This is a genomic window from Neobacillus massiliamazoniensis, assembly GCF_001048695.1.
GTDB classification, from domain to species: domain Bacteria; phylum Bacillota; class Bacilli; order Bacillales; family Cytobacillaceae; genus Neobacillus; species Neobacillus massiliamazoniensis.
The window spans coordinates 983,011-997,063 of the sequence record NZ_CVRB01000003.1 but is presented as its reverse complement, the minus strand read 5'-3'; the positions used below and the strand labels follow the sequence as shown (position 1 = coordinate 997,063).

Annotated in this window: 14 protein-coding genes; 9 read left to right on the top strand and 5 right to left on the bottom strand. The window is 38.2% G+C overall.

Features of this window, described 5'->3' with window-relative positions:
• Positions 1-9: 9 nt before the first annotated feature.
• Entirely contained in the window at positions 10-1,308 is a 1,299-nt protein-coding gene (locus BN1082_RS17610; protein ID WP_090636391.1) for a sensor histidine kinase, read from the bottom strand.
• 233 nt (positions 1,309-1,541) lie between these two features.
• On the opposite strand from BN1082_RS17610, the gene BN1082_RS17605 reads away from it, so the two are divergent.
• From BN1082_RS17605 to BN1082_RS17570, 8 genes are all read left to right on the top strand, one after another.
• Positions 1,542-1,862, top strand: coding sequence for a hypothetical protein (locus BN1082_RS17605; protein ID WP_090636389.1), 321 nt, complete (start codon positions 1,542-1,544; stop codon positions 1,860-1,862).
• A 228-nt stretch (positions 1,863-2,090) separates the two neighbouring features.
• Positions 2,091-2,690, top strand: coding sequence for an ATP-binding protein (locus tag BN1082_RS17600; RefSeq protein WP_176699849.1), 600 nt, complete (start codon positions 2,091-2,093; stop codon positions 2,688-2,690).
• Between the two features lie 2 nt (positions 2,691-2,692).
• Entirely contained in the window at positions 2,693-2,923 is a 231-nt protein-coding gene (locus BN1082_RS17595) for a 4Fe-4S dicluster domain-containing protein (protein ID WP_090636385.1), read from the top strand.
• A gap of 17 nt (positions 2,924-2,940) precedes the next feature.
• Positions 2,941-4,005 (top strand): 3-methyl-2-oxobutanoate dehydrogenase subunit VorB, encoded by a 1,065-nt coding sequence (locus tag BN1082_RS17590; protein WP_090636383.1) that lies wholly within the window; start codon positions 2,941-2,943, stop codon positions 4,003-4,005.
• Positions 4,002-4,763, top strand: coding sequence for a thiamine pyrophosphate-dependent enzyme (locus tag BN1082_RS17585; RefSeq protein ID WP_090636381.1), 762 nt, complete (start codon positions 4,002-4,004; stop codon positions 4,761-4,763). Before BN1082_RS17590 ends, BN1082_RS17585 begins: the two co-directional genes overlap by 4 nt.
• Positions 4,757-5,305 (top strand): 2-oxoacid:ferredoxin oxidoreductase subunit gamma family protein, encoded by a 549-nt coding sequence (locus BN1082_RS17580; RefSeq protein ID WP_090636378.1) that lies wholly within the window; start codon positions 4,757-4,759, stop codon positions 5,303-5,305. Before BN1082_RS17585 ends, BN1082_RS17580 begins: the two co-directional genes overlap by 7 nt.
• A 424-nt stretch (positions 5,306-5,729) precedes the next feature.
• Positions 5,730-6,404: a deoxyribose-phosphate aldolase gene (gene deoC / locus BN1082_RS17575; protein ID WP_090636376.1), complete on the top strand. Its 675-nt coding sequence runs from the start codon at positions 5,730-5,732 to the stop codon at positions 6,402-6,404.
• A gap of 20 nt (positions 6,405-6,424) precedes the next feature.
• The gene (locus tag BN1082_RS17570; protein WP_090636374.1) at positions 6,425-6,598 is read left to right on the top strand and encodes a XapX domain-containing protein; all 174 of its coding nucleotides are present in this window, start codon (positions 6,425-6,427) and stop codon (positions 6,596-6,598) included.
• A gap of 115 nt (positions 6,599-6,713) precedes the next feature.
• Here BN1082_RS17570 and BN1082_RS17565 read toward each other — a convergent pair whose 3' ends face one another.
• Positions 6,714-9,743 carry an efflux RND transporter permease subunit gene (locus tag BN1082_RS17565; protein WP_090636372.1) on the bottom strand — a complete coding sequence of 1,010 codons (3,030 nt, stop codon included), beginning with the start codon at positions 9,741-9,743 and terminating at the stop codon, positions 6,714-6,716.
• Between the two features lie 426 nt (positions 9,744-10,169).
• Between BN1082_RS17565 and BN1082_RS28590 the strand changes: the two genes are divergently transcribed.
• Positions 10,170-10,298, top strand: coding sequence for a hypothetical protein (locus BN1082_RS28590; protein ID WP_281177025.1), 129 nt, complete (start codon positions 10,170-10,172; stop codon positions 10,296-10,298).
• A 624-nt stretch (positions 10,299-10,922) separates the two neighbouring features.
• On the opposite strand, the gene BN1082_RS17560 is transcribed toward BN1082_RS28590, so the two are convergent.
• The 3 genes from BN1082_RS17560 to BN1082_RS17550 form a co-directional block, all read right to left on the bottom strand.
• Complete coding sequence (locus tag BN1082_RS17560; protein ID WP_090636369.1) at positions 10,923-12,227, bottom strand: NCS2 family permease; 1,305 nt, start codon at positions 12,225-12,227, stop codon at positions 10,923-10,925.
• Positions 12,228-12,350: 123 nt separating this feature from the next.
• A complete protein-coding gene (locus BN1082_RS17555; protein ID WP_090636367.1) occupies positions 12,351-13,355 on the bottom strand; it encodes an inorganic phosphate transporter in 1,005 nt (334 codons plus the stop codon).
• A gap of 11 nt (positions 13,356-13,366) precedes the next feature.
• Complete coding sequence (locus BN1082_RS17550) at positions 13,367-13,984, bottom strand: DUF47 domain-containing protein (RefSeq protein ID WP_090636365.1); 618 nt, start codon at positions 13,982-13,984, stop codon at positions 13,367-13,369.
• Positions 13,985-14,053: the final 69 nt, after the last annotated feature.

Sequence of the window (14,053 nt, the reverse complement as noted above, 5' to 3'; positions counted from 1 at the left end):
AATACATCTTTAAAAGAGACGAAATAAATAAAATGCAACATATAAAAAAGCTATTTGCTGCTTACTGGTAAGATCACTTTTATGTCTGTTCCTTCGTTTATTTGGCTGGCAACTAATGGTACCGCCCAATGATTGAATGATCCGATAGGCCACCATTAATCCAATCCCAGTTCCCTTAGTGTTTGAGGAAAAATACGGTTCTCCAAGCTTAGATATTTGTTCTGGACTCATTCCAATCCCATTATCCTGAAAATTCATGATGATGTGATGTTTTTTTTGAATGAATTCAATAAAAAGAATTCCACCAGAATCCATTGCTTCAATGGCATTTTTTGCAATGTTTAGGATTACTTGCTGTAACTTTTTTCGTTCGCACTCCAAGTACAGATTTTGAGGGCAGTTAATCGTAATGGAAACACCTTGAAGGATTGCGTAACCTTGCAGTTTTTCACCAATCAGTTGAATTTCTTCCTTTAGGTTAACTTTTTCAATTTGGTCTTGATACGGATTAGCTAAAATTAAATAGTTTTCCATGATTTCATGTGTCCGATTGAGTTCTTCCAAGGCAAGCGTTATATACTTTTTTCTTTCAGCAGGTGTAAGTGATTCTTCCCCAAGTAACTGAAGAAAGCCGTACGTAACGGTTAATGGATTATTAATTTCATGAGATACTCCTGCTGCTAATTCACCAACAACCCGTAGTTTTTCCGTTTTCACATAGTGATCCTTTTGTTTAATGTTTTTAAGTATATACTCAATTAATATAGCAGTAATCATGATTCCAACGACTTCAATGGTAAAGAAATAATAAACGAAATTCCCATACTCAAGCGGAGACGATGCAAAGAGCAGAGGGATTGATAGTGCTAATATGGAAAAAAATCCAGTAATTAATCCAGCTAATAGAACTTTTTTTGGTAAATTGATTGTTCGATAAACCGTATGAAATTGTGGAACAATCAGAAAGGTTGTTAAATGGACAATGGCATAAATATAAGAGCCTTCTCCTCCAATGAGGAAACGATATACAAGAGTAGTAACTATTAATGGAATGCTATCCTTATAGCCTAAAAAGAGTAAGATTATTATGATTGGTATATTCCTAAGGTCAAAAATAAATCCATTTGCGAGGTGTACTGGAAATGTCATGCAAAGAATTGCAGCAATGCTTCCAATTATGTTAATCACTATTTTTTGCATTCTGTTCTTTAATAGGGCGAATTTTTCTCCCCAGATACTTACTAATAATAGTGGCATATAGGTGATTAAAAAGAGGTTTAAAAGTAAATCTTTGATCATTACTTGCATTAAATCACCCCTAAAAAAGTATTTGTATATAATTTGACAAGATTCTACATAATTCCTGCGTTCTCTTGCATAAAAATAATGTTTTTAGAATAAAAGAGAAAATGTGATTAAATTTTAATAGACTCAAAATTGTCAAAAACTTATGAATAAATAATGACATAATCGTTTATTAACTAACATTTTGATAGTGTTTTTTTATAATAAAGGCATAGATAATTTGGAGGGTGAACGATATGAACATTACGACAATTATTGAAATGGAAAATCAAGAAGTAGAAACAATCGCTGGTGCCAAGTTAGTTTTTGCCCAAGAGCACATTGAAGAAAACATTATTGAAACCTGTGTCGATTGTTTTCAAATTGAGGAATCAGGAGAAAAGATTACAACAGAAGATGCAATGCAAAGAGTATTTGAACAATTACAGAAAGAAGGAATGATTCCAACTCATGTTGAGGACTTTTCATATGAAATGCCGTCATGTGAACGACTAAAAAGAAAAGCAGCAGATGAAAAAGACCTACCGCAAAAAGTCATTCTTTCTTTCATGGCATAAAAGAAGTTCCTCGGAACTTCTTTCTTTTTATATTTATCCTGTCTAGTGTGACTTTGGTCAATGATGTTTTCCTTTCCATTTTTTAAAATATAATTGGTTAGTTTTGAAAAATAGGTATATTTGAAAACGCTTACATATAGGAAGGAGGATTCTATCCTGAAAACAAAGATTACTATTTTATCAGGCCATTTTGGAAGCGGTAAAACCGAAGTTGCAATTAATCTTGCATTGTCTGAGAGAAGGGTCCATGAAAAAGTAGCGATCAATGATTTAGATATCATAAATCCCTATTTTCGTACACGTGATGTCGCAAGACTTTTTCAACAGAATGATATTGAATTGATTGCACCAGTGAACCGCCTCGCTACTGCAGATTTGCCCATTGTGTCTGGTGAGATTTACCGTGTATTGCACGACAATAGATATCGTTTAATCATCGATGCAGGAGGAGACAAAGATGGGGCAACGGTTTTAGGGCAATATTATCATGAATGGAAGGACTTAAGCCCTGAATTGCTGTTTGTTTTCAATGGCAACCGACCATATATAAGTACGTTAGAAGGAGCTCAATATACGATAGAACAGATTGAAAAGGCATCCCGTTTAAAAGTAACAGGGATTATCAATAATTCCAATGTCGGCTCAGAAACCATTCTTACGGATATTTCTGAAGGCTATGAGCAATGCTTTAAGCTGTCTGAAAAACTGGAAATACCTCTCTTAATGACAACCATTTCAGATCATTTAGAAAAAGAGGTAGCGGAGTTTGCGAGAAACCGACAAGTGATGTTTATTCGAAGATACATGAAAGTTCCATGGGAGGTGTAGCAATGGAAAAGAGGGTCATTTTTAACGAGGACATGTGTAAATCCTGTAGCCTTTGTGTTCAAGTCTGCCCAAAGAATATTATTTTTCTGGCAGACTATTTAAATGGAAAAGGATATAGACCAGCAGCAGTGGTTGATCAGGAGCATTGCATTAGCTGCGCAAAATGTGCACAGATTTGTCCAGATGCTGTTATTTCCGTTTATAGACCGGTAAAGGTATTGCAAACTGTGTAATGAAGGGAGACTTACCTATGGGGAAAGTGTTAATGAAAGGGAATGAAGTGATTGCAGAAGCAGCTGTCCATGCAGGCTGTAAATACTTTTTCGGATACCCAATAACACCGCAAAGTGAGCTTGTCGCTTATATGGCAAGAAGGCTTCCGGAAGTAGGAGGCTTATTTCTTCAAGCGGAAAGTGAAATTGCAGCCATTAATATGGTGTATGGTGCTGCTGGAACGGGTGTCAGGGTCATGACTTCCTCCTCAAGTCCGGGATTTAGCTTAAAGCAAGAAGGAATTTCTTATTTAGTGGGAGCAGAACTCCCCGCTGTTATTTGCAATATTGTTCGTGGCGGTCCTGGATTAGGAAATATTCAACCAGCTCAATCTGATTATTTTCAGGTAACTAAAGGCGGGGGACATGGGGATTACAATCTACCTGTTTTAGCACCGGCAAGTCTGCAGGAAATTGTTGAATTAACACAAGATGCATTTGATATCGCCGACAAGTATCGAACACCCGTGATTTTAATGGGTGATGGCATGCTTGGACAAATGATGGAGCCGGTAGAATTCAATGAACGCACTGCCGCAGAATTACCGAAGAAGGACTGGGCAACAACAGGAACCCGTGGCGATGGTGGGCCGAAGATTATCACATCATTAGAGCTAGATGCCGAAAGTTTGGAAAAGCGAAACTGGAATTTACAAGAGAAATTCTCCCATATTAAGGAGCATGAGGTCCGTTATGAAACGTACCTAATTGACGATGCTGATATTATAATTGTCGCATTTGGTACGGTAGCTCGGATTGCGATGAATGCGATTAAACAAGCGAGAAGAGAAGGTATCAAGGTTGGCTTAATCCGGCCGATATCTCTTTGGCCATTCCCAGAAAAACCTTTTCTCGAAACTAGGGATAATGTTAAGGCTTATATTTCAGTAGAAATGAGTGCCGGGCAAATGATTGAGGATGTTAGACTAGCTGTAAATGGTCATGCACCGGTCGATTTCTTTGGGCGAACCGGCGGTGTTGTTCCTACACAGGAGGAAATTTACGAAAAACTTATTGCAGTTTCCGGGGGTGTTTTGGTATGACATTGAAGACTGTATTTAAGAAAACAAACGGGTTAACGGATCATCCAACCCATTACTGTCCCGGCTGCACACACGGCGTTATTCATCGAATCGTCGGGGAAGTGTTAGAAGAAATGGATATTTTAGAAGATACCATTGGTGTAGCTTCGGTTGGTTGTTCTGTTCTCTCTTATGAGTATTTTAATTGTGATATGACCCAGGCGGCCCACGGCCGGGCCCCTGCAGTCGCAACGGGAATCAAGCGGGTGCTTCCCGACCGCTTTGTGTTTACCTACCAAGGGGATGGTGACCTTGCTTCGATTGGAATTAGTGAAGTCATTCATGCTGCAGCACGAGGGGAAAAAATTACGGTTATTTTTGTCAATAACGCTATTTATGGGATGACTGGTGGCCAAATGGCACCAACAACATTAATTGGTCAAAAAACAGCCACAACCCCTTTTGGCAGGAATGAAAGCATCCAAGGCTCACCAATTAAGGTTTGTGAAATGCTTGCAACTCTCGATTGTACAGCCTATATTGAACGGGTATCGACCCATGATATTCCTCATATTTTAAAGGCTAAAAAAGCCATTCGAAAAGCATTCGAAGCACAGAAAAAAGGATTAGGATTTTCAATGGTGGAGGTATTATCGACGTGTCCGACCAACTGGGGGCTTGATCCGAATGAATCGCTTGACTGGGTCAAAAATAATATGGTCCCTGTTTATCCCCTTGGTGTTTATAAAAATAAAGGGGAGGGGAATGAACTATGCTAGAAGAAATTATCATTGCAGGCTTTGGCGGGCAGGGCGTTATGTCGATGGGACAATTAATCGCCTATGCTGGGATGATCGAAGGAAAAGGTGTCTCATGGCTTCCCTCTTATGGACCGGAACAGCGAGGCGGAACGGCCAATTGTGCTGTTGTCATCAGCGATGAACCGGTAGGCTCACCGCTGGTCACATCTCCAACAACAGCCATTGTTCTAAATAATCCTTCGTTTGATAAATTTGAACCACGAATCCGGCCAGGGGGGCTGTTAATAATTAATTCATCTATGGTTGTCAGGCTATCAGAGAGAACCGATATTAAAATTATTGAAATAAATGCGACCGATTTGGCAAATGACCTTGGCAACTCCCGTGTAGCCAATATAATTTTGTTAGGCTCATTCCTGGAATATACTAAAATTGTTTCCATAGATTCAATTGTAGAGTCATTAAAAAAAGTTCTAGGTGCAGATAAACATCATTTAATTGATATAAACAAACTGGCATTGGAAAAAGGCGCTTCACTTGTCCAATTTCAAATGAAATAGTAGAGGGTGCCCAAAAAGAGTCTGACCTCTCGCTTAACACTCAATATATAACTGCTTATTATGCAAAATTCAGCTATATATTGTAGGTTGAGGGGTCTGACTCTTTGCTTTTGTACATCTTTTTTTTGAGCCATTTTTGGTTAGTTTATATTCTTCCTGACAGGATTTCCTTTGTAATTCTTCTTTTTAGTGGTGGAAGATACTGGGATGAAATCTGTTCACTATTTATTTTACAAATGTAAAAGGTTATTGTTAATTTTCCTAAAATTACAAAAACATATGCTGTTATAGGCCAATTATGTAGAATTTTTTACATTTGTTCAAAACAGTAGTTACAAATGTTCAATTGTTTGATATAGTAACATTAGGAATTGAAAGTGAATAATAAACTATCTTTTTTTTAAAAATAGGAGGAGCATCTAAAATGTCTCAAAATATTGTTAATATGATTGATCATACTTTATTGAAAGCTGACGCAACAAAGGAACAAATCTTAACATTAGTGGAAGAGGCAAAACAATATAAGTTTGCATCTGTTTGTGTCAACCCTGTATGGGTAAAAACGGCTGCAGAGCTGCTCGCTGAAACTCCAGAGGTAAAAGTGTGTACGGTAATCGGTTTCCCACTTGGAGCATCTACAACTGAAACAAAAGCTTTCGAAGCGAAAAATGCCATTGAAAACGGGGCAACAGAAGTAGATATGGTTATTAACATTGCGGCACTGAAAGATGGGCAGGATGAATTAGTGGAAAGAGATATCCGTGCTGTTGTTGAAGCTGCAAAAGGAAAAGCGTTAACAAAGGTTATTATCGAAGCATGTCTTTTAACGAATGAAGAAAAAGTAACAGCTTGTGAGCTTTCTGTTAAGGCCGGCGCAGATTTTGTTAAAACTTCAACCGGTTTTTCAACAGGTGGTGCAACAGTTGAAGATATTCGTCTAATGAGAAAAACGGTAGGTCCTACAATTGGTGTGAAAGCATCAGGTGGAGTTCGGAGCCGTGAAGATGCACTAGCAATGGTTGAGGCTGGAGCTACTCGGATCGGTGCAAGTTCCGGTGTTTCGATTGCAAAGGGTGAACTTTCACACAGCAATTATTAATTTTGTGGCGGGTGAATTAGATGAAAGAAGTAATTATGTCATTGGTCGCTGGAATACTTGTAGGTATAGTGTTTAAATTTTTGAAGCTTCCAATACCTGCACCTCCAGTATTTTCAGCAGTTGTTGGTATTTTTGGCGTTTACTTTGGCGGCGTTATTGTTGATTGGATAACGAAATTGATTCATCATTCATAATTTTAAATATAAATTGCAAGAACCGACAGATTCTCTGTCGGTTCTTTTTTGTGTCATTTGTAAATGATTCATAACTAGAAAGGAAACACCGGAAAAGGCTGCCAGTCGTTCTAATTTATAGTGACAACTCATTAGAATTTGTTTTTTGTATTCTCTGTTTCTTAGATTTTTTAAAATGGAACAATTCGTAGACCACAGGAATGACGATTAGTGTTAATAATGTTGCAATACTTAGTCCGCCGATGACGACAATTGCAAGGCTTTGGGACACGAGATTTCCTGTTTCGGCCTTTTTTAGCAATAGTGGGATCATCGCTGAAATTGTCGCAACAGCCGTCATTAGAATCGGCCTCATTCGAACCGCTGTTGCTTCGACAATCGCGTCTCGGATTATCATTTTTTTCTCATTTTGCTTAACCCTGTCTAATAATACAATCGCATTGGTAACGACGATTCCTATCAGCATTAAGGCACCTAGCAGGGCGGTAATATCTACGGTAATTCTGCTAACCAATAAGCCTACAATAGCGCCAACCGCCGCAAGGGGTAATGAACATAAAATGGCAATCGGTGTTCGGATGGATTTAAAGGTAATGACCATGATTAAAAAGACGATTCCGATCGAAACAAGCATCGTGGTAAATAAATCTGTGAAATCATCCGCTTGCTGGGAACTGGCACCACCAACGTATATTTTCACACCATCTGCAAATTTTAAACCCTTTTGATTTTTTTTGTCTCCAAAAATGATGTTATTTATTTCAGTTGAAATATCAGAGAGTTTTTTCGCATCTACTGTTGCTGTTATCCGAAGATAAGGGTCTCCGTCCTTATGGAATTGGTTTGACGGCTTTTCCTCTTTATTTAAGTGTGCAATTGAAGCAACTGGTACCATTCCTGTGGGCATCATGACAGGAATATTTTTTAACTCATCCGCTGATTTCGGATCTAGTACAGGTTCAAGATAAACAACAGTTTTCTGGTCGTTTAAATTAACTGCACCAAGTGGAGTTTTGTTTAACATAACAGAAAGCTGCTGAGCAACTTGAACTGGATTCCCCTTTGTAGGATCCACTTCGATTGAATAAACGGCCTTCTTATCATCCTCATTTGTTTCGATTTTTTCAATTCCATTAATGTTTTTAATTTTATCTTTTATTTTTTGGGAAGCCTGCTCTAAGTTATTTAATTGGTCCCCAACTACATCAATTGTGATTTGTGGTGCTCCACCACCCATTAATGAAGAAGCAGCAGCTGTTAAGGTAGCGTTAGGATATTTTTCCTTTTGATTGTTGATTTTTTTTATGACATTGTCGGTATCTTTTTTATCTTTAAGAAGAATAGTATAGGAAGCTTTTGTAGGGGAGTCAACAGCTCCAAATCTTGCCGCATCAGCATTGTTTCCAAGTGTTGTGAATTCACCCTTGACTTCCTTCAGATCCAAAAGATATTTTTCCAACTCTAGTGTTCCTGCTTTTACTTTTTCAATTGGTGTATCATTCGGATAATTTAATACAACCTGAACAAAATCTGCTGAAGATCGATCGACTGCCCCTTTTGGCATGACAACATAAGCGCTAATTGAGCCAACAAATAGTACAAAGGATAATGTTAGGACGACCCATTTATGATTAAGCGACCATGTTACCAATCTCATAAACTTAACCGATGGTTTATGTTGATGCAGCTTTGCATTTTTTAGTAGACCTGCACTCATTAATGGAACAACCGTAAGTGCAACGATCAGTGATGAAAGCAAGGAATAGGTAATGGTTAAGGCAAATGGCATTAAGAAGTCCTGTAAACCGCCGTTGACAAGACCAATTGGTAAGAAGACGGCTACTGTCGTTAATGTAGAAGCAGTTATGGCAGTAGAAACCTCTTTTGCTGCTTCGACAATTAATTTTATCGAAAACTTTTCATTTTGCATTTTTCGGAAAATATTTTCAATGACAACAATACTATCATCTACTAATCGGCCTACTGCAACGGCAACACCGCCTAACGTCAAGATGTTTAAGGTAACACCGGAACGCGACAGTAAGAAAAGAGTGAAAGCTAATGATAATGGTATGGAAACAATAGTAATGAAGGTAGAGCGTATATTTCGTAAAAAGAGCATGATTACAATCGTTGCAAATAAAGCTCCAACTAACACTTCCTTCATCATCGAAGTGACGGATTGTTCGACCATGTCTGCGGTCGCGACAATCACTTTAGTTTCTACTTGATCATATTTCTTATTTATTTCTTTTGTAGCCTCTTTGAGCTTTTTACTAATAGTAACTGCATTAGATTGACTGTCCTTTGTAACAACTAACACCAACCCATCTGCACCATTGATTCTTGTTAAAGTTCCTTCAGGTTTATGTACTTCGACAGAGGCAATATCCTTTAAATTTATATTTTCTGCTACTGATAGGTTTTCAATTTTTGTTAAGGAATCGATATTACCAATCACTTTAATATTGCTGGCTTTCCCGTCGATCGTTTTTTCACCAACTGAAACAGCGCTATTCTGTCCTTGTAAAACTTCTAAAACAGATTGAAGGGATACATGTTTTTGTGCCAATAATTCATTATTCACCTTTATTGAAACATAAGAGGTCGACATACCATAGGTTTGAATGGAAGAAACACCTTTAATATCTTTCATATAAGGGACTATTTTCTTTTCGGCAAATTTTAAGTTATCAGGGGTAAGCCCATCTTTAAAGGTAACTGAAATCTCTGAAATAGGAATCATTGAGGTGTTTAGTTGAACGACTGTTGGCTTTGAGACATTTGCCGGAAGTTGAACATTACTGAGTGATTCTTGGACTTCCTGCTTTGCCACTTTCATATCAGTTTTTGATTCGAAATTGATGTCTATTTTAGAAAAACCATCACCAGTTGTTGAAAATATATTCGTTTTTCCCTTCGTACCAGCGACAGCATTTTCAATTGGTTCTGTTACTTGACTTTCCATAGTTTTAGAGTCAGTTCCTTGCCCCATGACGATAACGGATACTTGAGGATTATCAGCTGCAGGTAAGAATTCCATTGGTAAGGTTGTATAACTGATAATCCCCATTGTTAGGACCAGTAATGCCATAATTGTAACAGCAGATTTGTTACTAAAGGCCCATTTTGTTAACCAAGACATAATAAATTTCCCCTCCAATTTGGTTAAATTTCCTATAACTATGCAATTTTACCATGAATGGATTGAAAAATAAAACTATTTCAAATCATAATATTCTCATATTTCTTAGCTCCATTGTCTAGAAAAGGGGAGAGAGCACTCTCGATGACCGATTGTTCCCATAATACAGGAAAAAGGGTGTTGATAAGTCTTGTCAATGCCCGAAAGCCTCCATAAAACATGAAAAAGGGCGTTGATGAGCCTTGTCAAAGCCCGAAAGTCTCCATAAAACATGAAAAAGGGCGTTGATGAGCCTTGTCAGTGCCCGAAAGCCTCCATGATACATGAAAAAGGGCGTTGATAAGCTCTGTCAAAGCCCGAAAGCCTCCATAAAACAGGAAAAAGGGCGTTGATGAGCTTTCTCAATGCCCGAAAGCCTCCTAAAACATGAAAAAGGGCGTTGATGAGCCTTGTCAAAGCCCGAAAGCCTCTATTAAACATGAAAAGGGCGTTGATAAGCTTTCTCAATGGTTACGTAAATCGTTTTACGTGCCTGGATTTGGGGAAAATGAATGAATTCGGTCACGTAAATCGTTTTACGTGCCTGGATTTGGGGAAAATGAATGAATTCGGTCACGTAAATCGTTTTACGTGCCTGGATTTGGGGAAATGGATGATTTCGGTCACGTAAATCGTTTTAAGTGCCCGATCTCGGGAAAAATGAATGATTTTAGTCACGTAAATCGTTTTACGTGCCTGTTCTAGGGGAAAATTAGGTAAAAGAAAAACCCAAGATGAACTTTCATTTTCATCTTGGGCTTTTCTTGTCTAATAGGATGTATAAAATTCGACTTCGATAATTGTCTAGCTCCATAAGAGTAAGCTTCGAAAGCGATACCTCGCACGCCTAAAAACGCGAGTTTTTAGGCGGAGCGCCTAGCCCCTCGAGGTCACAAGCCAATTTATTTTTATTAAATAAATTGATTCTTGCTCCTGCGGCAAAGCAAAATCGGAGAAGTTATTGTTCACCTCGTCGCATGCCTGCAAAGATGATTTTGCAGTGGTGTGGCATCCTGACGGCTCGTCTTGCACTTGGCTACTGAAGGCTAACGCCTTCTCTGCGCATTAAGGGAGACTAAGGCACTTATCAGTGCCCAAGTCTCCCTATATCGGGGCTGACCAAGGCGCTTGCGCTTTTCATTATGGATGTTGCAAAAAGGCCAACTGATAAAAGAATAAAACAGCAAAAATATAAATTAATGGATGAACTTCACGCCATTTCCCCTTCACAATTTTTAAAATTGGATACGTGATAAATCCAAGAGCAATTCCAGTTGAGATACTAGAGGTTAATGGCATACTGATTATCACTAAAAAGGCAGGGAAGGCTTCGTCGAGATCATCCCATTTAACCCGAGAGATATTTCCCATCATTAAGCTTCCTACAATGATCAATGAAGGTGCTGTAATTGCGGAAATCCCTGAAACTGCACCGACAAGGGGACCAAAAAAAGCAGAGATGATAAACAATCCGGCAATAATGACGGAAGTCAGGCCTGTCCTTCCCCCAGTTGCAACGCCGCTGGTAGATTCGACAAACGCTGTTGTTGGGCTAGTTCCAAACAGAGAACCAATTGTGGTAGCTATTGAATCTGAAAGGAGTGCTTGCCTTGCTCTTGGCAAGGATTTTCCTTTCATTAACCCTGCCTGTTGGGCGACACCAACCATTGTTCCTGTCGTATCAAAAATTGTTACTAATAAGAAGGAAAATACTACCGTATACAAGCTATGACCAATCACTTGACCAAAGGCATCAAATGGGTTTGTAATGATTAATCCTTCAGGTAGAGATGGAAGGGAAACAAAACCTTTTGTAAAATGGAGCTGGCCAGTGAAAATGGCAATGATACTGGTAATGATCATACCAAAAAACATCGCTCCATTTACTCTAAGAGTCATTAATATAAGCGTTACCGTAAGTCCGACAATTGTTAACAATGCCTCTGGTGCATGAAGGTTTCCAAGACCGACAAGATTGACGGGATTTTTCGTAATAATACCAGACATTTTTAAGCCAATAAAAGCAATGAAAAGGCCGATTCCTGAAGAAATGCCAAACTTTAAATTGTCTGGAATGGCTTCAATTAATTTCTCACGAAACGCGGTTAAAGAGAGAATCACAAAAATAATACCAGCAACGAAGACAGCGGCAAATGCTGTTTGGTAATTAATTCCGGTATGTGTTCCTACTACTGAATATGCAAAAAAGGCATTTAGGCCCATTCCAGGAGCAATCGCAATTGGATAGTTTGCCACCAGCCCCATCCATAAAGTCCCTACGACAGCTGCAATAATGGTTGCGGTAAATACCTGCTGAAACGGGACCCCGGCATCAGAAAGGATGACCGGATTAACAACCACAATATAGACCATAGTTAAAAATGTTGTAAGACCGGCAAATATTTCTGTCTTAACATTTGTTTGATGTTCTTTAAGCTTAAACAAGAATTCCACTCCTAAATACGAACGTTTTTAAACACATTTAATATAATATTCGTTTTTATGGATTATTTCAATCATAAAATAAAAAAAATCTTATCGAAGTACTCCGATAAGATTTGATCCCAGTTATTTAATAAATAAATGAAGGATATAGTAAATAGAGGCTGCAATTAGGGCTGAAATTGGCAGCGTAATTACCCATGTTATGATCATACGTTGAGCCGTATCCCATTTTACACCTTTAATACGATGAGCAGATCCTACTCCAAGTATACCAGAGGAAATAACATGGGTAGTACTTACCGGTAAATGAATATACGTTGCACCAAAGATAATCGCAGCTCCGGTTAAGTCTGCAGCAACACCATTAATTGGGCGGATTTTCATTATTTTCCCGCCAACTGTTTTAATGATTTTCCAACCGCCAATAGACGTCCCTAGTCCCATTGCCAGCGCACAAGACGCTTGAACCCATAATGGAATTTCTGCGTTAGCAGGGAGGTATTGGTTAGCGATAAGAGCCAAGGTGATGATTCCCATTGATTTCTGGGCATCATTTGTACCATGTGAATAGGATTGAAGTGCGGCTGTTCCAATTTGAATGAACCGGAAGTTCCGATTCGTTTTCGTTAAGTTAAAATTTCTAAAAACCACTTTAAAAATACTATAAATAATATATCCAAGTACAAAAGCTAAAATAGGTGATAATATAAGTGCTTCAATGATTTTAATAAATCCGCTGTAATTAAGCACAGAAAAGCCTCCAGCGGCAATAGCTGCCCCAGCAATCGAGCCGATAATGGCATGGGAGGAGCTGCTCGGTATTCCAAAATACCATGTAATCAAGTTCCACGCGATAGCGGAGAGTAACGCAGCTAATATGACAACGGAACCATGGGAAAGTGCAAAAGGGTTGACGATATCCTTTGTAATGGATTTGGCAACACCTGTAAATGTCATGGCACCAATAAAATTCATGGTAGCAGCTAAAAGAATCGCCTGACGCGGTTTTAATGCTTTAGTTGAGACAGAGGTTGCAATTGCATTTGCCGTATCGTGGAAACCATTTATGAAATCAAATACAAGAGCACCAATGACAATTAAAATTGTTAGGATAAAAATAAAGCTCATTTTATTGCTCCTTATGCATTTTTCATGATAATGGTTTCAAGCGTATTCGCAACTTCCTGACTGCTGTCAGCAATATCTTCAAGTGTTTCGTAAATTTCCTTATATTGAATAATTCGAATCGGGTCTTTTTCGACTGTAAATAAATGCTTAATGGATTGTCTAAGGATATTATCACATTTTGATTCGTAATCTTTTATTTTAATGGCATGTTCTCTTATTTGAGGCAGTTTTTTATTGGATAGCAATTCTACTGCCTTATCAATCTCATGAGCACTGGCTTGAATGGCATCCACAAAGCCCTTCATAAAATCATCCGCAGTTGTAATAGAGTACATTTCGAATAATGCGGCACATCCTTCTAAACCATCAAGGACATCATCCATGCTCATCGCAAGATGCAGAATATCTTCACGTTCAATCGGTGTGATAAAGGCATCGTTTAACTCCTTAATTACTTCATGAACAAAGGAATCGCCTGTTGATTCATATTCTTTCATTTTTTCAGAGAAAATTTTTAAATCACTTACATTTTTTAATTTGTAATCAGTAAAGAAATTTGCACTTTCCTTTAAATTGGTGGAAATATTATTCAGCAAAATTGTGAACTTATCATTTTTTTTCAATGCCATGTGAAAACCCCCATTTTTCATCAAAAGTTGTACACCAACCAAAGTAATATTTTATCTAAAAGTTGTCGA

Bases quoted from the DNA above. Each gene is read 5' to 3' on its own strand.
- BN1082_RS17595 (WP_090636385.1), top strand. From the start codon at position 2,693: ATGGAAAAGAGGGTCATTTTTAACGAGGACATGTGTAAATCCTGTAGC.
- BN1082_RS17555 (WP_090636367.1), bottom strand. From the start codon at position 13,355: ATGAGCTTTATTTTTATCCTAACAATTTTAATTGTCATTGGTGCTCTT.
- BN1082_RS17585 (WP_090636381.1), top strand. From the start codon at position 4,002: ATGACATTGAAGACTGTATTTAAGAAAACAAACGGGTTAACGGATCAT.
- BN1082_RS17570 (WP_090636374.1), top strand. From the start codon at position 6,425: ATGAAAGAAGTAATTATGTCATTGGTCGCTGGAATACTTGTAGGTATA.
- BN1082_RS28590 (WP_281177025.1), top strand. From the start codon at position 10,170: ATGAAAAAGGGCGTTGATGAGCCTTGTCAAAGCCCGAAAGCCTCTATT.
- BN1082_RS17550 (WP_090636365.1), bottom strand. From the start codon at position 13,984: ATGGCATTGAAAAAAAATGATAAGTTCACAATTTTGCTGAATAATATT.
- BN1082_RS17565 (WP_090636372.1), bottom strand. From the start codon at position 9,743: ATGTCTTGGTTAACAAAATGGGCCTTTAGTAACAAATCTGCTGTTACA.
- BN1082_RS17610 (WP_090636391.1), bottom strand. From the start codon at position 1,308: ATGCAAGTAATGATCAAAGATTTACTTTTAAACCTCTTTTTAATCACC.
- BN1082_RS17580 (WP_090636378.1), top strand. From the start codon at position 4,757: ATGCTAGAAGAAATTATCATTGCAGGCTTTGGCGGGCAGGGCGTTATG.
- deoC (WP_090636376.1), top strand. From the start codon at position 5,730: ATGTCTCAAAATATTGTTAATATGATTGATCATACTTTATTGAAAGCT.
- BN1082_RS17590 (WP_090636383.1), top strand. From the start codon at position 2,941: ATGGGGAAAGTGTTAATGAAAGGGAATGAAGTGATTGCAGAAGCAGCT.
- BN1082_RS17605 (WP_090636389.1), top strand. From the start codon at position 1,542: ATGAACATTACGACAATTATTGAAATGGAAAATCAAGAAGTAGAAACA.